Source organism: Rhizobium album, assembly GCF_003122325.1.
Classification (GTDB): Bacteria; Pseudomonadota; Alphaproteobacteria; order Rhizobiales; family Rhizobiaceae; genus Metarhizobium; species Metarhizobium album.
This window is the reverse complement of sequence record NZ_QFBC01000022.1, coordinates 24,868-48,389: the sequence shown is the minus strand read 5'-3', so window position 1 is coordinate 48,389 and position 23,522 is coordinate 24,868. Positions and strand designations below refer to the sequence as shown.

Annotated in this window: 27 protein-coding genes; 10 read left to right on the top strand and 17 right to left on the bottom strand. The window is 62.0% G+C overall.

Annotated features, from left to right (window positions below):
- Window positions 1-150 precede the first annotated feature (150 nt).
- Genes DEM27_RS29915 through DEM27_RS29905 form a run of 3 tightly spaced genes read left to right on the top strand, consistent with a single transcriptional unit; the run spans window position 151 to window position 1,827 of the window.
- Window positions 151-651: a type III secretion system chaperone family protein gene (locus DEM27_RS29915; protein WP_109461913.1), complete on the top strand. Its 501-nt coding sequence runs from the start codon at window positions 151-153 to the stop codon at window positions 649-651.
- 2 nt (window positions 652-653) lie between these two features.
- Window positions 654-1,475, top strand: coding sequence for a pyrroline-5-carboxylate reductase (gene proC, locus DEM27_RS29910; protein WP_420028868.1), 822 nt, complete (start codon window positions 654-656; stop codon window positions 1,473-1,475).
- A 10-nt stretch (window positions 1,476-1,485) separates the two neighbouring features.
- Window positions 1,486-1,827, top strand: coding sequence for a tRNA-binding protein (locus tag DEM27_RS29905; RefSeq protein ID WP_109461911.1), 342 nt, complete (start codon window positions 1,486-1,488; stop codon window positions 1,825-1,827).
- 42 nt (window positions 1,828-1,869) lie between these two features.
- Here the strand turns inward: DEM27_RS29905 and DEM27_RS29900 are convergent, their stop codons facing one another.
- Window positions 1,870-2,451, bottom strand: coding sequence for a DUF1349 domain-containing protein (locus tag DEM27_RS29900; protein WP_109461910.1), 582 nt, complete (start codon window positions 2,449-2,451; stop codon window positions 1,870-1,872).
- 80 nt (window positions 2,452-2,531) lie between these two features.
- Window positions 2,532-3,641 (bottom strand): ROK family protein, encoded by a 1,110-nt coding sequence (locus DEM27_RS29895; RefSeq protein WP_109461909.1) that lies wholly within the window; start codon window positions 3,639-3,641, stop codon window positions 2,532-2,534.
- Window positions 3,642-3,804: 163 nt separating this feature from the next.
- Here DEM27_RS29895 and otsB point away from each other — a divergent pair, with 163 nt between their 5' ends.
- Window positions 3,805-4,602 (top strand): trehalose-phosphatase, encoded by a 798-nt coding sequence (gene otsB, locus DEM27_RS29890; protein WP_109461944.1) that lies wholly within the window; start codon window positions 3,805-3,807, stop codon window positions 4,600-4,602.
- A gap of 11 nt (window positions 4,603-4,613) precedes the next feature.
- On the opposite strand, the gene DEM27_RS29885 is transcribed toward otsB, so the two are convergent.
- The 3 genes from DEM27_RS29885 to DEM27_RS29875 are packed head-to-tail and all read right to left on the bottom strand — an operon-like array spanning window position 4,614 to window position 7,224.
- Complete coding sequence (locus DEM27_RS29885) at window positions 4,614-5,993, bottom strand: ATP-binding protein (RefSeq protein WP_109461908.1); 1,380 nt, start codon at window positions 5,991-5,993, stop codon at window positions 4,614-4,616.
- 30 nt (window positions 5,994-6,023) lie between these two features.
- On the bottom strand, window positions 6,024-6,725 hold the full coding sequence (locus tag DEM27_RS29880; protein ID WP_109461907.1) for a response regulator: 702 nt from the start codon (window positions 6,723-6,725) through the stop codon (window positions 6,024-6,026).
- A 1-nt stretch (window position 6,726) separates the two neighbouring features.
- Window positions 6,727-7,224 carry a MarR family winged helix-turn-helix transcriptional regulator gene (locus DEM27_RS29875; protein ID WP_109461906.1) on the bottom strand — a complete coding sequence of 166 codons (498 nt, stop codon included), beginning with the start codon at window positions 7,222-7,224 and terminating at the stop codon, window positions 6,727-6,729.
- Window positions 7,225-7,493: 269 nt separating this feature from the next.
- Between DEM27_RS29875 and DEM27_RS29870 the strand changes: the two genes are divergently transcribed.
- The 3 genes from DEM27_RS29870 (at window position 7,494) to DEM27_RS29865 (ending at window position 9,549) form a co-directional block, all read left to right on the top strand.
- Window positions 7,494-8,387, top strand: coding sequence for a branched-chain amino acid aminotransferase (locus DEM27_RS29870; protein ID WP_109461905.1), 894 nt, complete (start codon window positions 7,494-7,496; stop codon window positions 8,385-8,387).
- A gap of 177 nt (window positions 8,388-8,564) precedes the next feature.
- A complete protein-coding gene (locus tag DEM27_RS34230) occupies window positions 8,565-8,741 on the top strand; it encodes a hypothetical protein (protein ID WP_165823673.1) in 177 nt (58 codons plus the stop codon).
- 166 nt (window positions 8,742-8,907) lie between these two features.
- Window positions 8,908-9,549, top strand: coding sequence for an MBL fold metallo-hydrolase (locus DEM27_RS29865; RefSeq protein ID WP_109461943.1), 642 nt, complete (start codon window positions 8,908-8,910; stop codon window positions 9,547-9,549).
- A 71-nt stretch (window positions 9,550-9,620) separates the two neighbouring features.
- On the opposite strand, the gene DEM27_RS29860 is transcribed toward DEM27_RS29865, so the two are convergent.
- From DEM27_RS29860 to DEM27_RS33730, 5 genes are all read right to left on the bottom strand, one after another.
- Entirely contained in the window at window positions 9,621-10,046 is a 426-nt protein-coding gene (locus DEM27_RS29860; protein WP_109461904.1) for a BA14K family protein, read from the bottom strand.
- A gap of 148 nt (window positions 10,047-10,194) precedes the next feature.
- Window positions 10,195-10,410, bottom strand: a complete 216-nt coding sequence (locus DEM27_RS29855; RefSeq protein ID WP_003494703.1) for a cold-shock protein — start codon at window positions 10,408-10,410, stop codon at window positions 10,195-10,197.
- Between the two features lie 659 nt (window positions 10,411-11,069).
- Complete coding sequence (locus DEM27_RS29850) at window positions 11,070-11,723, bottom strand: class GN sortase (protein WP_109461903.1); 654 nt, start codon at window positions 11,721-11,723, stop codon at window positions 11,070-11,072.
- A 2-nt stretch (window positions 11,724-11,725) separates the two neighbouring features.
- Complete coding sequence (locus DEM27_RS29845) at window positions 11,726-14,065, bottom strand: marine proteobacterial sortase target protein (RefSeq protein ID WP_109461902.1); 2,340 nt, start codon at window positions 14,063-14,065, stop codon at window positions 11,726-11,728.
- Between the two features lie 173 nt (window positions 14,066-14,238).
- Window positions 14,239-14,535, bottom strand: a complete 297-nt coding sequence (locus DEM27_RS33730) for a hypothetical protein (RefSeq protein ID WP_165823679.1) — start codon at window positions 14,533-14,535, stop codon at window positions 14,239-14,241.
- Here DEM27_RS33730 and DEM27_RS29840 point away from each other — a divergent pair.
- The gene (locus DEM27_RS29840; protein WP_109461942.1) at window positions 14,534-15,736 is read left to right on the top strand and encodes a pyridoxal phosphate-dependent aminotransferase; all 1,203 of its coding nucleotides are present in this window, start codon (window positions 14,534-14,536) and stop codon (window positions 15,734-15,736) included. The genes DEM27_RS33730 and DEM27_RS29840 overlap by 2 nt on opposite strands.
- Before the next feature lie 63 nt (window positions 15,737-15,799).
- Here the strand turns inward: DEM27_RS29840 and DEM27_RS29835 are convergent, their stop codons facing one another.
- Window positions 15,800-16,996, bottom strand: a complete 1,197-nt coding sequence (locus DEM27_RS29835; protein ID WP_109461901.1) for an OpgC family protein — start codon at window positions 16,994-16,996, stop codon at window positions 15,800-15,802.
- Window positions 16,997-17,126: 130 nt separating this feature from the next.
- Here DEM27_RS29835 and DEM27_RS29830 point away from each other — a divergent pair, with 130 nt between their 5' ends.
- Entirely contained in the window at window positions 17,127-17,381 is a 255-nt protein-coding gene (locus DEM27_RS29830) for a type II toxin-antitoxin system VapC family toxin (RefSeq protein ID WP_128755594.1), read from the top strand.
- Window positions 17,382-17,411: 30 nt separating this feature from the next.
- Here the strand turns inward: DEM27_RS29830 and DEM27_RS29825 are convergent, their stop codons facing one another.
- A complete protein-coding gene (locus DEM27_RS29825; protein WP_109461899.1) occupies window positions 17,412-18,506 on the bottom strand; it encodes a calcium:cation antiporter in 1,095 nt (364 codons plus the stop codon).
- Window positions 18,507-18,724: 218 nt separating this feature from the next.
- On the opposite strand from DEM27_RS29825, the gene DEM27_RS29820 reads away from it, so the two are divergent.
- Window positions 18,725-18,985, top strand: a complete 261-nt coding sequence (locus DEM27_RS29820) for a DUF2188 domain-containing protein (protein WP_109461898.1) — start codon at window positions 18,725-18,727, stop codon at window positions 18,983-18,985.
- Between the two features lie 12 nt (window positions 18,986-18,997).
- Here DEM27_RS29820 and DEM27_RS35010 read toward each other — a convergent pair whose 3' ends face one another.
- The 5 genes from DEM27_RS35010 to trxB all read right to left on the bottom strand — a co-directional run bounded on the left by DEM27_RS35010 (window position 18,998) and on the right by trxB (window position 23,474).
- Window positions 18,998-19,126, bottom strand: a complete 129-nt coding sequence (locus DEM27_RS35010) for a hypothetical protein (protein ID WP_280954542.1) — start codon at window positions 19,124-19,126, stop codon at window positions 18,998-19,000.
- A gap of 143 nt (window positions 19,127-19,269) precedes the next feature.
- A complete protein-coding gene (locus DEM27_RS29815) occupies window positions 19,270-20,382 on the bottom strand; it encodes an alkene reductase (protein WP_109461897.1) in 1,113 nt (370 codons plus the stop codon).
- A 53-nt stretch (window positions 20,383-20,435) separates the two neighbouring features.
- The gene (locus DEM27_RS29810; protein WP_109461941.1) at window positions 20,436-20,729 is read right to left on the bottom strand and encodes an ArsR/SmtB family transcription factor; all 294 of its coding nucleotides are present in this window, start codon (window positions 20,727-20,729) and stop codon (window positions 20,436-20,438) included.
- A gap of 850 nt (window positions 20,730-21,579) precedes the next feature.
- On the bottom strand, window positions 21,580-22,476 hold the full coding sequence (locus DEM27_RS29805) for a LysR family transcriptional regulator VtlR (protein ID WP_109461896.1): 897 nt from the start codon (window positions 22,474-22,476) through the stop codon (window positions 21,580-21,582).
- A 23-nt stretch (window positions 22,477-22,499) separates the two neighbouring features.
- Window positions 22,500-23,474 (bottom strand): thioredoxin-disulfide reductase, encoded by a 975-nt coding sequence (gene trxB / locus DEM27_RS29800; protein WP_109461940.1) that lies wholly within the window; start codon window positions 23,472-23,474, stop codon window positions 22,500-22,502.
- Window positions 23,475-23,522: the final 48 nt, after the last annotated feature.

Sequence of the window (23,522 nt, the reverse complement as noted above, 5' to 3'; positions counted from 1 at the left end):
CGAAACGGGGCTGGTCAGGCTCGGGCAGGGTGTAAGCGTTCTCCTGCCGTCCGTTCGATGATCGTCCGAAGTGTTGTTTCCGGTAAATCGCGTGTGTCTTTCGGTGTCCGCTCCGCAACGTCGCATTCATTCCGGTCGAGAAGGTGCTGCATGAGCCTGATGGAAATGGAAATTCAACGTCAGTCCAACCCGGTCGACATGATCGAGTTCGTCGCTGCCAACAATGACTGGTCGTTCGAGCGGTCGGGCGAAGACGAAATCGCCATGACGGTCGAGGGGCGCTGGGCCGACTACCACGTCTCCTTTTCCTGGATGGAAGAATTCGAGGCGCTGCATGTCGCCTGCGCCTTCGACATCAAGGTGCCGGAGACGCGCGTCAACGAGGTCATCCGGCTTCTCTCCCATATCAACGGCCAGGTGCTGATGGGGCATTTCGACCTCTGGCGCCATGAGGATGTGGTGATCTTCCGCCAGTCGCTGCTGCTTGCGGGCGGCGCCGAGCCGAACAACCAGCAGGTGGAGGTGATGCTCTCCAGCGCGCTGGAAGCCTGCGAGGCCTATTACCAGGCATTCCAGTTCGTTGTCTGGTCGGGCATGGACGCGCAGAGCGCCATGGCGGCGGTGCTGTTCGAAACCGTCGGGGAAGCATGACCATGGCGCCGTCTTTTTCTGGCGGGCCGATCGTTCTCATCGGCGCCGGCAACATGGGTGGAGCGATGCTCACCGGCTGGCTGAAGAACGGCGTGCCGGCATCCTCCGTCATCGTCGTCGATCCCAATCCCTCCCATTCCATGCTGGCGCTGATCCGCGATGCCGGGGCGCGGCATGAACCGACGCCGCCGGCCGGCCTGCAGGCCGAAGTTCTCTTCGTCGCGGTCAAGCCGCAGGTGATGGATGCGGTGCTGCCGCCGTTCCGGCCGCTGGTCGGAGCCGAGACGGTCGTCGTTTCGGTCGCCGCTGGCAAGACCGTCGCTTATCTCGAAAGCCATCTCGGCGAGGCGGCAACCGTTCGCGCCATGCCGAACACGCCGGCCATGGTCGGCCGCGGCGTCACGGGCGCTTTTGCCAATGCCCGCACCACCGAGCAGCAGCGCGCCCAGGTGCAGGCGCTGTTGCGGGTCAGCGGCCCCGTCGAATGGGTCGAGGCCGAACACGACATCGATGCGGTGACCGCTGTTTCGGGCAGCGGCCCGGCCTATGTCTTCTATCTGGTCGAGTGCATGGCGGAAGCGGGCCGCAAGGCCGGCCTGCCGGCCGACCTCGCCATGCGGCTTGCCCGCGAAACCGTGTCGGGGGCGGGCGAACTGCTGCACCAGTCCACGGACGAGGCGTCGCGGCTGCGCGAGAACGTCACCTCGCCCGGCGGCACCACGGCTGCGGCGCTTTCCGTGCTGATGGCGGAAGACGGCATGCAGCCGCTGTTCGACAAGGCGGTCGAGGCCGCCCGCAAGCGGGCGCAGGAACTGGCAGGCTGAGGATCGTTTGATGGCCGAAGAAATCACCTATGGCGACTTCGAGCGCGTCGACATCCGCGTCGGCATGATCGTCGAGGCGGAACCCTTTCCGGAAGCGCGCAAGCCGGCGATCAAGATGCTGATCGATTTCGGGCCGGAAATCGGCATCAAGAAATCCTCGGCGCAGATCACCGTGCATTACAAGCCGGAGGAGCTTATCGGCCGCCAGGTCCTCGGCGTCGTCAATTTTCCGCCGCGCCAGATCGGGCCGATGCGCTCCGAGGTGCTGACCCTCGGCTTCGAGGACGAGGCAGGCGCCATCGTGCTCGCCGCCGTCGACAAGACGGTGCCGAACGGCAAGAAGCTGCTTTAAGCCATTTGCGAGCTTGAGTGGGGCGATTGCCCCTCATCACCATCAGTGAATGTCGCGCGTCACCGGATCGCCGATCGTCAGGTCGCGGAACTCCGCCTCAAAACCGTCCCGCTGCGGTGAGCAGAACACCAGCCCGACGGCCAGTTCCGCAAAGTTCGGCGGGAAATAGGCGAGGCGGGCAATGCGCCACTCCTCCATCCGGTCGGTGCGATACTGGATGAACAAAGCATCGAACATCCGCGTCACCCGCACCGAGATCGCGTCGAAATCGCCGTCGAGGCGGAAGGCGGACCAGTCGGAATGCTGGTTGGTGACGACGATGCTGAAATGCCTGGCGCCGTCGGTGTATTCGATGCCGCATTTCATCCAGTGTTTGGCATCGTGGCGCACCATCAGGCCGGCCTGGTCGTAGAGATGCTCGTAGCGCCCGGTAAAGGTTGCTTCCATGGTGAAGTCCGATTTCCGCCAGCTGTGCAGGAAATGACCGTTGTCGTGCTCGAAGCCGTAATAGGTGTTCTGCCAGAAATCGGTATGATGGCCGGAACGGACCACGAGCCGGCCATCGCGCTCTTCGCTCGCAGGCGGCGGGTTGAGCCAGTTCATCGTCTTGAAATCCACCGACATTCGACGTCTCCCGGAAAGCAGTTTCGCTTCCGTCTTTTTACCTTTTTCCGGGCCGTCGTAAACAGGCGCCCAAGACGGGGTCAGCGTTTCGTTTCGTTCTTCGACTTCGGCTTTTCCGGCGCATTCCTGTTGGTGAAATGGGCGTTGCCGAGCCCGGTGCCGATCGTCAGCACGCCCCAGCCGTTCACGTCCTGCATGAAGGGGATTTGCGACAGGCCCTGGACGACGGCGTCGTTGTGGACGATGACGAAGGTCGGGTGGTCGCAGATCTCCGGGATCGCCTTGGTCAGCTCTTCCGGCAGGTTGAACCGCTCGCTTTCCCAGTTGCCGCCGGGAAGGTTCTGGCCGCCGCGATCGATCGATCCGTCCGCCTCGATGATGCCGGGGCAGGCGATGCCGATCAGCGGGGCGGGAATGAGTTTGGCCTTTTCGGCTTTGCCGATCAGTTCCTTCAGCATGTCGACGAGCTGTTCGATGGTGGCGCCGCGCCGCGGCGTATCGTCGGCGTGCCGCCAGAGCGTCGATTTCCACACGCGCGCCTTGGAAAGATCCGGCGCCTCCTTCATGCGCAGCTCGACGACACCGGCGCGGATGTTGGTGCCGCCGATATCGACGGCGAGGATGGCTTCGTGGCCCTTGAGCATCCAGGCGGGCATCAGGTGGGCCGCGCCGATCAGGCCGGCATCGTCGGGGTGATGCCGGATCGGCACGACCTCGATCTTGCAACCTTCCGCCTTGAGAAGGACCATGGCGCGGGCAATGGCAAGCTCGCCGACCGCGCTTTCCCGGAAACCGCCGCCGACCACGATCCTTTCGGTGTGTTTCCAGTTTTCCTGCTTCAGATAACGCGAGAGGACATGCGTGAGTTCGCCGGCGAAATCGTCGATGGCGCCCATGACGAGGGCGGCCGCTTCCTTGTCGTCGCCATGCAGCAGTGCGTCGATCTTCTTCTTCGACAGGTCCTTGGTCGGCGTGTCGCCGAGCGGATCGTCGCCGACCTTGCTGACGCGCTTTCGCCAGTCGTCGAGCTTTTCCAGGAATGCGGATTTGCGCGCCCGGTCGCCGATGAAGCCGTCCTTGTCACGCAGCTCGATGTTATAGTTGTCGACGGTCACAGAAGGCAGGTCTTCGGCGCCGTGGATGATCGGGGCGGCGATATCCTGGGTCTTTCGCGCTTTGGTTTTGGCCATCGAGGTTCCTTCTGCCGTCATGCATGTCGGCGAAAACGCGGGGAGAGGAGGGAGGTTCCGGGGCGCGGAGAATTTCGGTTTTTTCGCCGGCCGCCGTGGGGGGAGACGCCGTCGAGCATTGCAAAAACCTTGCCTTCGAGCCGGGTTGACCTACCTCGTCTGCATGAGCGAAGAACAGTTGATCGAACCCCCAGCCTCCGTCGATGCAGACCGGATCACCGATGCGGTTTTCGAGCGTATCGGTGGACATCCCGAACAGTGGGCGTTGTTTCTCGATATCGACGGCACGCTTCTCGACCTGGCGCCGACACCGGACGAGATCGTCGTACCGGAAGCGCTGCCCGACCATCTCCGCCGGATCTCGGGCAGAATGGGCGGGGCTTTGGCATTGGTGACGGGGCGGGCCCTGCCTTATGCCGACGCCCTGTTCCGGCCGCACCACTTTCCGTTGGCGGGACTGCACGGCGCGGAGATGCGGGCCGCCGACGGCCGGATGATCTTCGCGACGCCGACGCCGGAATTCGAGGCGATCAAGGCGGCGCTGGTCCGCGAGGCGAAAAACCTGCCCGGCGTGCTGATCGAGGACAAGGGGGCGGCGGTTGCCGCACACTATCGGCTGGCGCCGCAATATGAGGCGCTGCTGGAGCGGCGCATGCGCCATTACGTGCAGGAGGCGGGGCCGGGATGGGCGCTGCAGCTTGGCAAGATGGTGTTCGAAATCCGTCCCGCCCGTGCCAGCAAGGGGGACGCGGTGGAGCGCTTCATGCAGGAGGCGCCATTCACCGACCGCCTGCCGCTGGCCATCGGCGACGACCTGACCGACGAATCGATGTTTGCCGTCGCCAATGCGCGGGGCGGCCATTCCATCCGGGTCGGACATGCGGAGGCGACCACCTGCGCGCAGAGCCGCGCCGTTTCGCCCACCTACATCCGTTCTGCCCTGGCCATGATTGCCGCCTGACCGGCTCGTGATCAGGCCGGAATGCGCACCACGGCCCGCAGGCCGCCCTTGGGGCTGTCGCCCAGCGTGACGTTGCCGCCATGGCTGCGGGCGATGTCGCGGGCGATGGCAAGGCCGAGGCCTGTGCCCGACGCATCCAAGTTGCGCGCCTCGTCGAGACGGAAGAACGGCTTGAACACGTCGTCGCGGGCATTTTCGGGAATGCCCGGCCCGTCGTCGTCGAAGGTGATGGTCAGCCATTTCACGCCATGCCTTGCCTCGACGTCGAGCGTGTTGGCATAGCGCCGGCTGTTGGTGGCGAGATTGGTCAGCAGGCGGGTGAAGGCATTCGGCCGCACCGAAACCTCGTCGTCGCCCTCGATCCGGTAGGTCATCGTCTTGCCATGCAATTCGGCATCGGCCTGGAGTTTGTCGAAGAGGGTGCTCAGTTTCAGCTGGCCGACGGTTTCTTCCGTCTCGCCCTTGGCGAAGGCCATGTAGCCCTCCAGCATCGTCTGCATGTCCTCGACGTCCTCGCTCATGCCCTGCAGGTCCGGATTGTCGCCGGCGAGCGCCAGTTGCAGCTTGAAGCGGGTGAGGACGGTGCGCAGGTCGTGGCTGACGCCAGTGAGCATGGCGGTGCGTTGCTCGATCTGCCGCTCGATGCGTTCGCGCATCAGGATGAAGGCGAGGCCGGCGCGGCGGACCTCGTCGGCGCCGCGCGGTGAGAAATCCGGCGATTTCTGTCCCTTGCCGAAACTTTCCGCCGCTTTCGCCAGCGCCAGGATCGGCCGGATCTGGCCGCGCAGGAAAAGGATCGAGATGACGATCAGCACCAGCGAGGCGCCGACCATCCACAAGAGGAAGATATGGGTGTTCGAGGCATAGGTCTGGCTGCGGCGGGCGAAGACGCGCAGCACTTTGGTGTCGAGCTGGATGCGGATTTCGACGAGGCGGGAATCACCGAGCGTATCGATCCAGTAGGGCAGGTGGATCTGCTTGTTGATTTCGTCGGAGAGGATTTCGTCGAGGATCGAGAAGAACGGTTTTGGCCGCGGCGGCGGCAACTGTCCGCCCTCCTCGATGGATACCGTCAGGTTCAACCGCTCGCGGGCGATGCGGATGATGTCGGACACATCCTGGTTCTGCGGATGCAACTCGATCAGGTCGATGATGGCGGCGATATCGCGGGTGACGGCAGTCGAAAGCCGCTGCGTCACCATCTGCCAGTGGCGCTCCATGAACACGAAGGCGATGACCGTCTGCAGCAGTATGATCGGGACGAGGATGATCAGCAGCGAGCGGGCGTAGAGGCCGGTCGGCAGTTGCCGGCGCAGCCAGCGGCCGAGGGAGCGAAGCCCCGTGGACGTGCCGCGCTCCTGATCGCGCCTCAGAGTGTCGAAGCTTGCCATCGGCTTACCCTTCGATTTTTCTGGCTTCGGCTAATCGATGCTCAGCCGGTAGCCGATGCCGCGGACGGTCTGCAGCCAGACCGGATTGGCCGGGTCGTCCTCGATCTTGCGCCGCAGGCGGTTGATCTGGACGTCGATGGTGCGCTCGCCCACCTCGGCATCGCTGCCGACGAGTTCGTGGCGCGGAATGGTGTCGCCGGCGCGCAGCGCAAACAGGAGCATGATCTCCTGCTCGCGATCGGTCAGCCGGATGATGTCCGATGCCTTCTTCAGTTCCTTGCGCGAGATCGAGAAGGTGTAGGGGCCAAACATCACCTGCTCGATCTTCGGCGCGCCGCTCGGCACGTTGCGGCGCAGGATGTTGTTGATGCGCAGCACCAGTTCGCGCGGATCGAAGGGTTTTGGCAGGTAGTCGTCGGCGCCTGCTTCCAGCCCGGCGATCCGCGCTGCGGATTCGGCCAGCGCCGTCAGCAGGATGATCGGCACCTTCTTGATGGCGGTGAGGCTCTGCGTCAGCGACAGGCCGGATTCGCCCGGCATCATCACGTCGAGGATGATCAGGTCGAAATCCAGGCCGTTGAGCTTGCGGCGCGCCTCCGCCGCATCGGCGGCGACGGTGATGCGGAAACCCTGTTCCACGAGGTAGCGGTTGAGCAGGGCGCGGATGCGCGTGTCGTCGTCTACGACCAGAAGGTGGGCGGCGTCGTCGGAAAGGGGCGTCTTTGTCGTCATCTTATCCAGCTTCCGATGTCTTGCGGTCGCGCATGCCATCGAGGAACAGTTTGACGCCGGGGCGCATTTCCGGCGGCACCTTCTCGAATGCCCGCGCGATGCGGCGGGATTGCGGCTCGGCCAGCGCCAGCGCAAGATCGCGCCCGGCCTGCGTCGGGTAAAGCTTGCGCTGCCGTCTGTCTTCGGGGCCGGCCACCTGGCGAATATAGCCGGAATCGATCAACTGCTTCAGCACCCGTGCCAGGCTTTGCTTGGTGATGTTCAGCGTATCCAGAAGGTCCGCCACCGTCATGCCCGGTTCGCGGTTGACGAAATGCACGACGCGGTGATGTGCCCGGCCGAAGCCGCTGCTGGCAAGGATGGCGTCCGGATCGGAGACGAAGTCGCGGTAGGAGAAGAAGAGCAGTTCGATGATTTCGAAATCGATCGTCTCCGTATTGCCGAGCGCCGTCTCCAGCGATTCCGGTTTGGCAGCCTTTGCTTGCGACTGTCGTGACACCTCGGCACTTCCTTTCCTGTATCCCATGGGCGACGAAAGATTCGCAAAGATATGTCAGTCTTGTTGACATAAATTTTCGCCGCTGGTAGCTTCCGCCCCGAACGGAGATCCTTCGGTCGACTGCTAGATTGTTCAACGTAAGCGCTGACCCCTGAAACTCCAACAAAAATCAAGGATAAGTTTCAACCCCTTTGCGCTTTCGATAGACCGTAAGGGTGGGGATAATCAACTTTTAAAAGCATGGCGTACGGGCGCCGGAGGAAGAGAAGATGGCAGCAGTTCCTTTTGACCAACTCGACGGGTACATCTGGTTCAACGGCGAATTCGTGCCGTGGAAGGAAGCGAAGATTCACGTGCTGACGCACGGCCTGCATTATGCCAGCGGCGTCTTCGAGGGCGAGCGCGCTTATGGCGGCCGGGTCTTCAAGCTGACCGAGCACAATCAGCGCCTGCACCGCTCCGCCGAGATCCTCGGCTTCAAGATCCCCTACACCGTCGAGGAACTGGACGCCGCGACCATCGAACTGCTGAAGCGCCAGGGTTTTGCCGATGCCTATGTCCGGCCGATCGCCTGGCGGGGCAGCGAGATGATGGGCGTTTCGGCCCAGAACAGCCGCATCAACGTCGCCATCGCCATCTGGCAGTGGGGCAGCTATTTCAACCCGGCCGAAAAGCTCAAGGGCATCCGCCTCGACATCGCCGACTATCGCCGCCCCGATCCGAAGACGGCGCCGTCCGCTTCCAAGGCCGCCGGCCTCTACATGATCTGCACGATTTCCAAGCATGCCGCCGAAGCCAAGGGGTATGCCGATGCGATGATGCTCGATTATCGCGGCCAGGTGGCCGAGGCGACCGGCGCCAACATCTTCTTCGTCAAGGACGGCGTCATCCACACGCCGCTGCCGGATTGCTTCCTGAACGGCATCACCCGCCAGACGGTCATCGAGCTTGCCAAGCGCCGCGGTTATGAAATCGTCGAACGGGCGATCTGGCCGGACGAACTCTCCACCTTCAGCGAATGCTTCCTGACCGGTTCGGCGGCGGAAGTGACGCCGGTTTCGGAAATCGGCCCCTACACGTTTACGCCGGCGGCGATCAGCGAAACGCTGATGAACGATTACATGCGCGAAGTGTATCCGGCAGAGGCTGCCGCCGCCGAATAAGCGGTTTGGGCATAGATGACGAAAAGAGGCGGTCGGCAACGGCCGCCTTTTTTCGTTGACGGGGTTGTAACCGGAGAAACAGCGCGGCGACAGCAGATCCGGCATCGTCAGCTTCAAGCAAGGCGAGGGCGGTTAAGAACACCGGGCCGGACGCCACGAACACGATCGGAGAGACCGATGACCACCATTTCGCCCGCCGTCCACGCCGAATCGCAGGTCCGGATGCAGTTGCGCCCCGTCGTGATCGCCGTCGTTGCGGCCAAGCTGCTGGCGGCCGCCATCCTCATCACCTCGGTCAATCTGGCGCCGCCGGCCATTGCCGATACGCAGGTTGCCGCGCTCGGCAAGATTTAAGCTGAACTGGATGATTTTCTGCCAGAAGCGCACCGTAAATTTTTAGAATTCGCGGTGCGCTTCTGGCCTTTGTTTGAACGCATGTCGCGCAAAACCGCTATCCACTTTTGCGCGACATGCTTTATACCGCCTGCATCGAACACGTCGAAGCGAGGCGCTCATGGGCATGCTCCAGGCCGGTATCATTCCGGTGACCCCTTTCCAGCAGAACTGTACCATTCTCTACGACACCGAGACCAAGGAAGGGGTGGTGGTGGACCCGGGCGGCGACGTCGAGGCGATCCTGCAGGTCATCCGCGACAACGGCTTCGACATCAAGGCGATCTGGCTGACTCACGGTCACATCGATCACGCAGGCGGGGCCGACGAATTGCGCGAAGCCCTCGGCATCCAGGTCATCGGGCCGCATGAGGACGACCTGCCGCTGCTGCAGGGGCTGGAAAAACAATCGAAGATGTTCAACGTGCCGATGGCCGTGCGCAACCTGGTGCCCGATCAATGGCTGAAGGACGGCGATCGCGTTTCCTTCGGCAATCACAGTTTCGAGGTCTATCATTGCCCGGGCCATGCGCCGGGACATGTCATCTATTTCCATCGCGAGCAGGGTTTTGCCCATCTGGGTGACGTGCTGTTTCACGGTTCCATCGGCCGCACCGATCTGCCCGGCGGCAATCACCAGCAACTTCTCGATTCGATCCGCGACAAGGTCCTGCCGCTCGGCGATACGGTCGGTTTCATCTGCGGTCACGGTCCGGGTGGGCAGATCGGCGAGGAGCGGCGCACCAACCCGTTTCTCAAGGGTATCTGAAGCAGGGGCCGACAAACGAAAAATGCGCCGGGCGAGGCCGGCGCATTTTCAAAACTTCGGTTGTTCCGGTGTCAGCCGGCGGTGCAGAAGTGCTCGCGGCCATCATAACCGACATAGGTGCCGGTCGACGGATCGAAGCTGCGGTAACGCTGCGAGCAATAACGGCGCCATGCACCCGACCACGGGCGAAGTTCACGCGACGGCTCGACATATCCCGAATCTTCGACATAGACGCGGCGCGAACGATAGACCGGCACCGGCTCGACATATTCGGGCTCGACGTAAACAGGCTCTTCCTCGACATAACGCGGCTGGTTCGCAAGGGCGGAGCCGATGAGTGCGCCGGCAGCCAGGCCTGCGACGCCGAGCGCAACCGCGTCCCGGTCGCTGTGATGGCGGCGCCAGTGACGATCACCTGCAGATGCAGGCGCAATGGCAGTCAATGTCGTCGCTGCGACGGCGACGGACAGAACAAGAGTTTTCAAAAACATGTTCATCGGCGGTGTCCTTGACCCGGAAATCGAACGTCAATGTTCGTTTCGTCTGATGAAGGCACACTACAGGCTTGATGCTGAATGGTGTCTGAACGACAAAACCCGGCATGTCTGCCGGGCTCCAACTCGAAGCACAAAGCCTTTGAAAGGCTCAGCCGGCGATCTGCAGATTGACGGCCTTCGGGCCCTTGCCGCGACGATCCGGTTCCGTGTCGAAGCTTACCTTCTGGTTTTCCGACAGCCCCGAGAGGCCGGAAGCCTGCACGGCAGAAATGTGTACGAAGATATCCGCGCCGCCATTGTCCGGCTTGATGAAGCCGAAGCCTTTGTCGGTGTTGAAGAATTTTACAGTGCCAGTCTCGGCCATGCGTCAGGTCCTTTTCTCTCCGCCCGTGTCAGACCGGGCAGCATTACACTATCTTGCCCTGGCGGGCGGGGGGCAGGCAGTTCTCGAATTTTGAGGAAAGGGTCCCGTGTTACCGCAATCAGTGAAACGACACTCCATAACGGATGGTCTTTCTTCCAATCGCCCGGAACTTCTTGCGTCTCCGGCGCGCATTCATTGTTAAGGTCTTCCCGTGTTCGCAAAATGCCCGAACACAATGAGAGTGCTGTGTTTATTTAAAATTGGCAAGCAAAACTTTTCTGAAGCCGCGTACGGCCGTGCCGCGCGAAACCGGTCTGGACTTCGTGAATCTATCTCTGCGAAGCCGTGAAGGTGGCTCCGGCGTGCAAAATCCATCGCAAACAATGTTTTCTGCACAATATTACGGCATGGAAGGCTCGTTTTGAGACAGGAAGCTACTGTTTATAGTGTGACGGGAATTGTTAAAAAAAGTTGGACTGCTTAACGGTTAACAGCGAAAAAATTGGTTTGCGAGACTGCGTCGTGTCGGTTGGGGCAATTTTCTGGCGTTTTCGTCTATCGATCGTCTTGCTTTCCGGCTGGTCGGCGAAGATATGCTGGCGCTTTATTAACCCTAACTCAGACTTACCAATTTTTCCCGGCCATCGCTACGTCAAAGTTCAGGACGCGGGCAACCCCGCAGCGGCCTTTTCCGGCTCGACCAGCCGTGCATCCAGGATGTAGCGCAGCGGGCCGCGCTCGGTCGAATCGAAGGGCCAGCAGGTGGCCAGCGCCAGGTGCTTTCCGTGCGCGGCGATGTCGATGCCGTTTTCGTCCCAGCGGCTGACGCGGCCCTGGCCGGCGACAAAACTCATCGTCCTGCCGTCTGCCCGCTCGACGTCGATGCGGTCGCCGGGCCTGACATCCTTCAGCCAGCTGAAATGCGTATCGCGGTGTGCGGCAATGACGGCCGTACCTTCGTCTCCCGGTTGCGGCGTCGTGGCCAGCCAGGCCGGGCCGAAAGCCAGGGTTTCGCCGTTGGCTCCGGCAAGCACGATCGCCGAGTGGCCGATGCGCGGGGCGCTGATCCTGGCGGCGGTGGTAAAGTCCGCCCAGGGCCACGGCCGGCTGGGGCCTTCGCCGGCCAGTTCCGCCGCAAAGCTGCGGGCGAGCAACACCTGCGCCAGCTGCGCCTTGGCCTTGATATAGAAACCATGCCCGGCGAAGAACAGGCCGCACAGGCCGATGACAGCCGCGGTTGCGGCAATCAGGGTTTCGAACCGATCGAGGCGCCCCAGAAGCATGGGGCGCCCTTCCGTTTGCGGCATGGCCATGATCAGCCTCGCCGGAAGATGCTGGCCCGGCGCAGGCGGAGCCAGAAGACGGCGGCCAGTGCGATCAGCATCATCATCAGGCCGATGAGGATGTGGCGATCGGCGGGTGTTGCCGTCTGCGGCAGGTTGACGCCGACGCTGCGCTTGGCGAGCAGGCTTGCGGTTTTTGCCGTCGGGGCAGCCGCCATCATCTCGGCCGTTTCCATCGCCACCTGCTGCAGGGTGCCGGCGGGCAGGGAGGCATCCCTGTCGCCGGTGGGCGAGGGCAGGATCGGCTTCTGTTCGCCGTAGACCTTCTCGAAGTCCCAGCCTTCCGGCAGGTTGAGCGGCACGTCCGCATCCGTCAGCGGCTCGTTTTTCGGGCGCGTGGCGGTGACGTCGACGGCGACCAGGCTGGTGACGCGCGAGACGAGATGGTGGGTCATCGCCACGGCCTCGATCTGCCGGTCGATCGCCTGCGGATCGTTGACGCGGTAGCCGCTGGCTTCCAGGTCGTCGATCTTGCGCCGTGCCCACAGCTTGGCGATGCCCTTGCGGGCAGCCGCCTGGTCGATGCTCATCTCGACGCGCCAGGGCTGGTCGCCGGTGCGGCCGGTGATCAGGAGCTTGCCGGCCGAACTCGCCTGCGGCAGTTCGGCCGTCAGCACCACCGGTTCGCCGGCATAGAGGTCGGGCATCGGGTTCGGCGTGATGTTGTCCGCCTTGGCCTGGTCGAAGGTGGCGGCGATATCGGTCATGGCCGGATGTTCGAGCTTGCCGAACAGTTCGCCCATGCGGGCGGCGACCTGGTCCTCCGAGCCGATATGGGTGAAGGTGCCGCGGCCGAATTCGGCGGCCTTGGTCATGAAATGCGTGTTGGGCGCCGAGCCGATGCCGACGGTGAAGACGCGGGCATCGCCGCGATTGCCGTCGATCTCGCCGAAGAGCTGGCCCTCGTTGCCGATGGCGCCGTCCGTCAGGAACACCACCTGGCGCAGTGCGCCTTGTGCCACCGGCCCCTGGTTGCGCAAGGCCGCCTGCAGCGCCGGCAGCATTTCGGTGCCGCCATCGGCCGTCAGGCCGCGGACATAGGCGATGGCCCGCTCGCGGTTGTCGGCGGAGGCCGGGACGAGACCCTGGAAGAAATCGGTCATCGTGTCGTCGAAACGGATCACGTTGAACCGGTCGCCGGCCTTCAGGTTCGAGATCGCCAGCGCCAGGCTGGCGCGCGCCTGTTCGATCGACGGGCCGGACATCGAGCCGGAATTGTCGATGACGAAGACCACCTCGCGCTTGGCGGGCGCAGCATTGTCCTGCTGTGTGGCGGGTGGCGTGACGAACGCCATCAGGTAGTCGCGCCCGGCCACCGTCTCGCGGAACAGGCCGGCGGTCGGCGTCTTGCCGGCGGCGGCTTTCCAGGTCAGCTCGAAATCGCGGTCGGCCGGCACCGCCGACGCTTTCAACGCAATCAGGCGCGTCTGTGCGTCCGGCTCGGTGAGGGTAACGTCATGGAAGGGCGACTTGACCTCGCCGAGCGGGAAACCTGCCTTCAGGTTGACGGTGAGCGATACCGGGTTGATCTTGGCGTTCTTTTCCGGATCGAGCACCGGCGGTTCGATCTTGTCGCGGTTTTCGACCGGGTCGTTGGTGACGGCAAAGCCGGTTCCGCCGTTGAATTCCACCGACTGGACGATGGGTGCCGGATTGTAGCGCGGCGCGACGACCATGGGGAAACGCAGCGAGAATTCGCCGCCCGACTGGTGCACCGCCTGCTGGTATTCGATCTGCACGACGATCGTTTCGCCGGGGCCGATATTGGCGACCTGGTTGGTAAAAATGTTCGGCCGCTGCTGTTCCAGCAGGGCCGCCTTCTTGCCGTCCGCCTTGGCGTCCTCGTAGATCTGCCGGGCTTCCTCGCGCGGCTTGATCTGCCCTTCGATGAAGCGGTCGCCGATCTGCATGCGCAACTCGTCGACGGCGGAATCGTCGGGGAGCGGGAAGACATAGGTGCCTTCCACCCAGCCTTTGCTCGGATTCTGGAACCGCTGCGTGACCTTGACGCGGGCGATCGGGCCGGACACGTCGATCTGTACGTCGGTCTTCAGCCGCGGTGCCTCGACGAAATAGCCGAGTTCCTTGGACGGGAAGAGCAGGGCGCCCGAATTCATGTCGTTGGGCCGCACCAGTCCCGAAAGCTCCACCGTTGCAGTCGTTGCGGTTTCCGCGCGCGCGAGCTGTGTCGTCGTCAGCAGGCTGCCCGTTGCTGCGAATGTGGCCAGAAGTGCCGTCATCGCGATCCACAGGGCGCTGCTGCTGCGCTGTGCGCGGATACGCCGCGCGGCATTCTCGTTGTTCGTGAACATCTCAAACCCCCAAGCTCAGTGCTTCACCCTGTCAGATGAAGCCTGAAAGCCGGCGGGCTATGGACGGAATTGAGGCAAGGCGGCGCATTTCTCATGACGAATTGATGGCAATCGACGATTGTAGTGGCTTGCGCGAATTTTGCGAATAAAACGCCGACCCCAATCGTCATGGTCTATATTTTCCGGGGATAACAGCCTGCTTCATCGTCGGGTGATGGTGCGGGATATGTGTCTTTTGGTTGTATTTTTGCGCCGTGTGCCAACGATGCGATACAGGTGGGCGCCGCACGAATGGCCTTCCGGGGCTGCTCATTCCGGAATGTGATGGTTTCCATCACGAGAAAACATGCATCGGTGACGTGTTTCTGCTTGAAACGCCGGGCGACATTCGACATAGAGCATGTCGCCGGCCTTTGGCCCGGAAATGCCCGGGCGCCGGCTGTTTTCAACAGATCAGGATCGATCATCATGGCCTTCCTTGCCGACGCCCTTTCCCGTGTAAAGCCCTCTGCCACCATCGCCGTTTCGCAGAAAGCGCGCGAGCTGAAAGCCAAGGGCCGCGACGTGATCGGTCTCGGCGCCGGCGAGCCGGATTTCGATACGCCCGACAATATCAAGCAGGCCGCCATCGACGCGATCAATCGCGGCGAGACGAAGTACACGCCGGTTGCCGGCATCCCCGAACTGCGCAAGGCGATCGCCGCCAAGTTCAAGCGCGAGAACGGCCTCGACTACACGCCGGAGCAGACGATCGTCGGCACGGGCGGAAAGCAGATTCTTTTCAACGCCTTCATGGCGACGCTGAACCCGGGCGATGAAGTCGTTATCCCGGCACCTTACTGGGTGTCCTATCCGGAAATGGTGTCCTTGTGCGGCGGTACGCCGGTGATCGTTTCGGCGACGCAGGAAAACAACTTCAAGCTCCAGGCCGCCGATCTCGACAAGGCGATCACGCCGAAGACCAAGTGGTTCGTGTTCAACTCGCCGTCCAACCCGTCGGGCGCGGCTTATACCCATGACGAACTCAAGGCCCTGACCGACGTGCTGCTTAAGCATCCGCATGTCTGGATCCTGACGGACGACATGTACGAGCACCTGACCTATGGCGACTTCAAGTTCGTCACCCCCGTCGAAGTCGAGCCGGCGCTCTACGACCGCACGCTGACGATGAACGGCGTCTCGAAGGCCTATGCCATGACCGGTTGGCGTATCGGTTACGCCGCCGGCCCGCTGCAGCTGATCAAGGCGATGGACATGATCCAGGGCCAGCAGACCTCCGGCGCCACCTCGATCGCCCAGTGGGCGGCCGTCGAGGCGCTCAACGGTCCGCAGGACTTTATTCCGGCCAACAAGAAGATTTTCGAAGGCCGCCGCGACCTCGTCGTGTCGATGCTGAACCAGGCCAAGGGCATCACGTGCCCGTCGCCGGAAGGCGCTTTCTACGTTTATCCGTCCTGTGCCGGCCTGATCGGCAAGACGGCGCCGTCGGGCAAGGTCATCGAGACCGACGAAGACTTCGTTTCCGAACTGCTGGAATCGGAAGGTGTGGCCGTCGTTCATGGCTCGGCTTTCGGCCTTGGCCCGAACTTCCGCATTTCCTACGCGACGTCGGAAGCCCTGCTCGAAGAAGCCTGCAAGCGCATCCAGCGCTTCTGCGGCGCCTGCAAGTAAGCGGCAATTTCGGACTGGTATTCATGAAGGCGGCGTCGGAAACGGCGCCGCCTTCATCCGTTTTCAGGATTTGACCTTTTCCGTCGCCAGGGTTTCCCGGCTGAAAATCCGGTCGCGCTCGCGATAGACGGCGGGCAGGCAAAGCAGGCCAAGGCAGACGAAGGCGATGGCCGTCTTGGTAAGTTGCGACAGTTCCGGTGTACGGCCGTCGACGTAATAGACCATGTAGACGATCAGCACGTGCCAGACATAGATGTGCAGGGAGTGGCGGCCCAGAAGCTGCAGGTATTTGATCGAAAACAGCCTGGTCAGGAGATTGGACGCGCCACGCACGGCAGCACTGTCGTGTTTCGGACCGGCGATCAGAAGCCATGCGAGGCCAATGGCGACGGCAGCAAAATTCAGGAGATAGACCGGGCCGAAATCGGCGCGGATTTCCATCGTCGCGAATTTGTCGAGCATGTATTGCGGCATCATGTCGTGCGCCGTCATGATGCGCAGCGGCAGGAAGAACAGGCAGATGGCCAGCGCCGTGCGCGGAATGAAGCTGTCATCGGGACGGAAGATCTTCGTCCAGTCCACCTTACCGGTCGAGGTCAGCACACCGATGATCAGGCCGGCGAAAAAGACGATCTGCCAACCGAGCAGGTTGAAGCTCGACCGGATCGCCTCGCCGTCGGTCTTGAGCATCCAGGCGTTGATCGGCTCGGTGACGAGACGCTGCAGGCCGAGTTGCCCCGCCGTCCAGACGATCAGCGACACCACCGCGACGCTGCCCCAGCGTCCCTTGAGGCAGAACCACACGGCGACGGGCGCAAAGACCATGTAGACGATATATTGCGGCAGGATATCCATGAAGGTCGGCTGGAAGAGGAACGACGCGATCAGCGACAGCCGCAGCGGATCGTCGAAATGCGAATAGGCCAGCCAGTTGTTCCAGACGCGGTAGGCGTTGGGCAAGATCATCTGTGCCGCCAGGATGACGATCACCGTGCCCATCGCATAACGATAGAGTTCGAAGGCGCGGGCCCAGATGAGGTCGCGGCCGGCGGCATATCCCTGCTTAATCATCTTGCGGGCATAAACCATGCCGATCAGCAGGCCGGAGAGAAAGACGAAGCCTTGCGCATCCTCGACGAAGGCGAATTGCCGGTGATTGATCTCCACCAGCCAGTAACCGCCGACGAAAATGAGGTGATTGATGAGCATGAAGACGAGGAAATATCCCCTCATGCCGTCGATAACATCAAATCTTTTCAAAGACCTGATCCCTTATTCCTGCCGCCTTGCGACAAGGCGGAGATATCGAGAGGCGACGCCTCACCTGGCGCCGCCCGAGCGAAATGAGTCTGCAGGGTAAAAGGTTCCGGCTGAATGCCGGATGAAGGGAGTGGTATCTGGCAAGACCCGTCTGGGCAAGCTCGATCCAGGAATGGTCCTGGAAGACATGGCGAGTGGTCTCGAAGCAATCGGCGTGCGATTTCTTCAGATAAAAATATCCCACGTTACAGTTGCGGCCGATCCGGAACCCGGCACGAAGGATCCTTTCGACCGGCTGCTGCCGGCCCGGTGCGATGTCGAGGGACTGCTTCTGGTCACCGTCGATCGTGCACTTGCCGGTCATCGCCTGACCCTGACGTTCTGACCGGATCCCGCTTCGAGGACCCGGCGCGGTCTACAACCCGATCGCCGTCAGCATGATGAAGGTGGCGAAGAGGATGAAGTGGGTCATGCCCTCGATGGCGTTGGTTTCGCCGTCGTTGAGGTTGATTGCGGCGGCGATCAGGGTGATGGCGATCATCACCGTCTGCACCGGCGTCATCGCCATGACGAAGGGCTGGCCGGTCCAGAGCGCGATGGCCTCCATGACGGGCACGGTGAGGATGACGGTGGAGAGCGAGGCGCCCATGGCGATGTTGACCACCGCTTGCATGCGGTTGCGCAACGCTGCCCTGAGCGCGGTCATGATCTCGGGTGCGGCGGAAATCGCCGCGACGATGACGGCCATCATGGCAATGGGCGCACCGGTGCCCTCGATGCCGTGGTTCAGCAGCACGGACATCATCTCCGCCAGGAAACCGATGATGACGACGCCGGCGAGGATGACGGCGATGGCGAGCGTGGTCGAGCCCGTCTCTTCCCCGACGTGGTCGGTCGCAAGCGGCCTTTCGGTACGGGGATAGGTATAGCTGAAGAAATAGCTGTGCTGGCCGACCTGCATGCGCAGGAACAGCGTATAGAGCGCGATCATCGCGCCGATGGTGAAGACGGAATAATAGGGCCATTTGTCGTGCGGCACGAATTCCGGCACCACCATGGAAATGCCCATGGCGGTGAGGATCATCACGCCGTAGGTCTTGCCGCTGTCGTCATTGTAGGGCTGCTCGCCGTGGCGGATGCCGCCGAGCAGGGCGGCGAGCCCGAGGATGCCGTTGATATCCAGCATCACGGCGGAATAGATCGTGTCGCGCACCAGGGTCGGCGACGAGCCTTCGTTGCTCATCATGATGGCGAGGATGATGACCTCCACCAGCACCGCCGACAGCGTCAGGATCATCGTCCCGTAGGGATCGCCGACTTTCACGGCGAGGACTTCGGCATGATGGGCGACCCGCATCGAGGCGACGACGATGGCGGCGACGAGTGCTGCCGCGGCCATCAGCGAGACGAGCTTGCCGGCCTCCAGCAACTGGTGTTCGGTGGCGAAGACGATCGCGCCTGCGACGTTCGGAACGAGCAGCAGGCGTTCCTGTTTCAATTGACCGAACATGCCACCCCCGATGGTTTCTTTGCGGACAGGGAGCAATCTAAGGCATTGACGGCAAGCAGCAAGCGGCGGTTTCGGCCGATGTTTGCAGTCTTGCTGTTTTGATGAGATAGTGACCGTATCGCGACAACAGGAAGACCCGGATGCCCGCGATCTTTGGGAGGATATGGCGGACGGGCGGCGGCCGTGCGCGCCATGGCTCCGGATCGAGGAGATGATGGATGAAGATTGTCTATGAAGTCGTGCGGCATGACGGCGGCTGGGCCTACCGGCTGGGGGATGTCTATTCCGAAGCTTTTCCGACTCATGCCGAAGCGCTGGAAGCGGTGCGCATCGTCGCCGCCGAACAGCAGGTGGCCGGCGAGGCATCGGTGATCAGCTATCAGGACAAGGACGGCGTCTGGCGCCGCGAATATGACGACGGCAGCGACCGGCCGGAGCCGGAGATCATCGACAGCCAGTGGGCCGGCGCGCCGCAATAATCCGCCTGCTGCTCATGCGGTAGGATCGATCGGTCCGTCCCCGAGCTTTTGCCAGTGCATCGATGCCAGGCGGTCACCGGCAGCGTTCTTGAGGTTCTGGTCGTCCAGAGGTCCAATGTCGTTTCCCAACAGGCGCACCATGCCGTTATCCCGCCCTGCATGGCTTCCGGAAATTCCTGAGGCAGAACCCTACAGGCCGCTGTGATCGGGGCGCGTCTGGGGCCTCGGCTCAGCCGGCGGCTCCCACCGGGATCGATGGGAGCTTCGAAATGGGCCTGACGATATCAAGCGAGAGCCGGGTAATCGGTGTAACCCTTTTCGCCGCCGCCGTAGAAGGTTGCCCGGTCGGGGGCGTTGAGGGCGGCATTTTCCTTCAGGCGGCGCGGCAGGTCGGGGTTGGCGATGAACAGCCGGCCGAAGGCGACGAGGTCGGCCTTGCCGCTTTCGACGGCATCGATGGCCAGATCGCGGTCGTAGCCGTTGTTGACCATCCATCCGGCCGTTCCGCCCGCCTTCTTGTAGGCGGCCCGCAGGGCAGCGTAATCGAAGGGAGTGTCACCCTGCTGATGGTCGCGTGGACCGCCGGTGGCGCCTTCGATGACGTGGATGAAGGCGAGGCCATAGGTTGCGAGCTTCTCGACGACATGGGTGAACAGCGCCTGCGGCTCCGGATCGAAGGCGTCATTGGCCGGCGTTACCGGCGAGATGCGCAGGCCAACCCGGCCGGCGCCGATTTCCTTGGATACGGCTTCGACCACTTCCAGCAGGAAGCGGGCGCGGTTTTCGATCGAGCCGCCATAGGCGTCGGTGCGCTGGTTGGTGCCGGAACGGAGGAACTGGTCGATCAGGTAACCGTTGGCGCCGTGCAGTTCGATACCATCGAAACCGGCATCGATGGCGGCGCGGGCGCCCTTGCGGTAGTCGTCGACGATGCCGGCGATCTCACTCGTTTCCAGAGCCCGCGGCTCGGAGGTTTCGGCAAAGCTGCCGTTGCCGTCGGCATCGATCAGGTAGGTCTTGGTCTTGGCGGTGATGGCCGAGGGTGCGACCGGCTTGGCGCCGCCCGGCTGCAGCGAGACATGCGAGACGCGGCCGACATGCCAGATCTGCGTGACGATCTTGCCGCCGGCGGCATGCACGGCGTCCGTGACCTTCTTCCAGCCTTCGAGCGCTTCCGGCTTGTAGAGGCCGGGAACGTCGGCATAACCCTGGCCCTGCTGGGTGATCGGCGTGCCTTCGGTGATCAGCAGCCCGGCGGAGGCGCGCTGGCGGTAATATTCGGCATTGATTTCACGCGGGATCGCGTTCGGCGACCGGTTGCGGGTCAGCGGCGCCATGACGATACGATTGGCCAGGGAAATGTCGCCGATTGTGATGGGATCGAAAAGACTGGGCATAATTCACCTTTCGTGTGGTCTGCTTGAGAGGAGAAAAACGACCTCTTGAGGGGTCAAAGAGTCGTTTTGAGATGCTGGAGGAAGGCGGCAATGGTTTCTTCGTTGCGGCGATAAAAGATCCATTGGCCGACACGCTGCGTGGTGACGAGACCGGCGCGCTGCAGCGTGGCGAGATGAGTGGAAACCGTGGATTGCGACAGGCCGCAACGTTCGAACTGGCTGGCGCAGACGCCAAGATCCAGCGGGTGAAGCTGCTCGGAGAAATGCTGCTCCGGTTCCTTCATCCATACCAGGATCTGCAATCGGGCAGGGTGGGCAATGGCCTTGAGGATTTCATCGGGGTTTATGGCGTTCATATCGATAAATCGAGATTTATCGATATGAATATCGAGTTTTCTCGATGTATCAAATCACGTTCCCGTGATCTTGCAATTGCTTCCGGCTCGTGGCTAATATCGCAAAAAAAGAGGGCCACCGGAAAGATCCAGGGCCCTTTTAAGTGTGAAGGTCATAAACCTCCAGAGGGGAACAGCTGCTGCGGCGGCACTGGGAGGAAAAAGCCGCCATGTGCATCAGCTGTGTGCAATATGGTGGTTTTTTGTGCAAAGCACAATGGGCGAATTTGCACTGCAGCCATGCATTTTTACCATGTGGTAAAAAATGCTTTAAACAAAAAAAGAGGGCCACCGGAAAGATCCAGGGCCCTTTTAAGTGTGAAGGTCATAAACCTCCAGAGGGGAACAGCTGCTGCGGCGGCACTGGGAGGAAAAAGCCGCCATGTGCATCAGCTATGTGCAATATGGTGGTTTTTTGTGCAGAGCACAATAGGCGAATATTGCACTGCAGCTATGCATTTTTGACCATCCGGTAAAAAGGCAAAAAAAGAGGGCCGCCGGAGTGAACCAGGGCCCTGCAAGTGTGAAGGTATAAAACCTCCAGAGGGGAACAGCTGCTGCGGTGGCACTGGGAGGAAAAAGCCACCATGTGCATCAGCTGAGTGCGATATGGTGCTTTTTTATGCATAGGACAATGCTTGTTTATGCATGGCTGGCATGCATGAGTTGCAATTCTTTGGTAGTACGGCGCCGAGCGATGCGCGACACAGGTTGCAAAACCACCTGTGCAGCCTTGAGAACAGCCTTAACTCTATGAAATTTATAGAAAACTAAAGAGCGCGCTGCACAAGAAAGCGGCGCATCAGAAGCTCCAGTTGCGTGCCTTGGCGACGATGAAATCGCGGAAGGCTTTCAGCTTCGCGGCATTTTTCATCTCGTCCGGATAGCAGAAATAGGTATCGAAGGACGGAACGTCGGCATTGATGGCCAGCTGGATGAGGCCCGGATCGCGGCCGACGATGTAATCCGGCAGGCAGGCGAGGCCGATTCCCAACAGGCAGGCGCGCTTGATCGAGGTCTGGCTGTTGATCTGCAGGTGCGGGCTACGCTTGTTGTCGGAGGAGCGGCCGGCGATTTCCAGCCAGTTGACGTCCATCAGATAGTTGGGCGCCGGTTCCCCGAACGAGATGATCCGGTGGTTGTCGAGATCCTCCACCGTCTGCGGCTCGCCGTAGCGATTGAGATAGGAGGGGGCGGCGTAGACGTGCATGTGCACGGTGAACAGCTTGCGCTGGATCAGATCCGATTGCTGTGGCTGGCGCAGGCGGATGGCGCAATCGGCGTGCCGCATGTTGACGTCCAGCTCCTCGTTGTCGAGGATCAGCTGGATCTGCACGTCGGGATACAGCTGCAGGAATTCCTGGATCTTGTCGGTGAGCCAGCCCTGGCCGAGGCCGACGGTCGTCGTGACGCGCAGACGGCCGCTCGGCTTTTCCGTGGTTTCGGTGAGCTGCATCTTCACCGTTTCGAGCTTCAGCAGCACCTCATGGGCGGTGCGGTACAGCAACTCGCCCTGTTCGGTGAGGATCAGGCCGCGTGCATGGCGGTGGAACAGCTTGACGCCGACATCCTGCTCCAGCGCGCTGACCTGCCGGCTGATGGCCGACTGCGACAGATGCAGCTTGTCGGCCGCATGGGTGAACGAGCCGGCTTCCGCTGCAGCATGGAAAATGCGCAGCTTGTCCCAGTCCAGCGGCATGCCTGTTCCCCTCATTCTTTTTATTACTCCGCTGCGATTGCGACTGTGCCGACACCGGCGAGATAGCGTTCGGCTTCCAGTGCGGCCATGCAGCCCATGCCGGCGGCGGTGATCGCCTGGCGGAACGTGTCGTCGGTGACGTCGCCGGCGGCGAACACGCCGGCAATATCGGTGGCGGTGGAGTCCGGCGCCGTCCAGAGATAGCCGTTGGATTTCAGGCGCAGCTGATCCTTGAATAGTTCGGTTGCCGGCGCATGGCCGATGGCGACGAAGACGCCGTCGATCGGTGTGTCGGTCACCGTGCCGCTGCGCACGTCACGCAGTCTGGCGCCGCTGACGGAGGGCGGCATCGGCGGCTTGGCCGGCGTGCCGGTGATCTCGGCCACCTCGGTGTTCCAGAGAATCTTGACGTTTTCCTTGGCGAACAGCCGCTCCTGCAGGATCTTTTCGGCGCGGAAGCTGTCACGGCGGTGCACGACCGTCACCGAGCGGGCGATGTTGGAGAGGTACAGCGCCTCCTCGACGGCGGAATTGCCACCGCCGACGACGATGACATCGCGGTTGCGATAGAAGAAGCCGTCGCAGGTGGCGCAGGCGGAGACGCCAAAGCCCTGGAAATGCTGCTCGCTTTCAATACCGAGCCACTTGGCCTTGGCGCCGGTGGCGATGATCAGCGTCTCGGTCGTCCATACCGTGCCGGAATCGGTCTGCAGCGTGAAGGGGCGGCGCGACAGGTCGACATGGGTGACGAGGTCGTTGACGATTTCGGCACCGACATGCACGGCCTGCTTGAGCATCTGCTCCATCATCCACGGGCCTTGCACGGGCTCGGCATAACCGGGATAGTTTTCGACGTCGGTGGTGATCATCAGCTGGCCGCCCTGTTCCATGCCGGCGATCAGGACGGGCTTGAGCATTGCGCGCGCGGCATAGATCGCTGCGGTATAACCGGCAGGACCGGAGCCGATGATCAGCACCTTGGTATGACGGGCTTGCATGCGCATTCCTTTCAAAAGACGTCGGGCGCGAGAGGAGGAGGCGCGCCT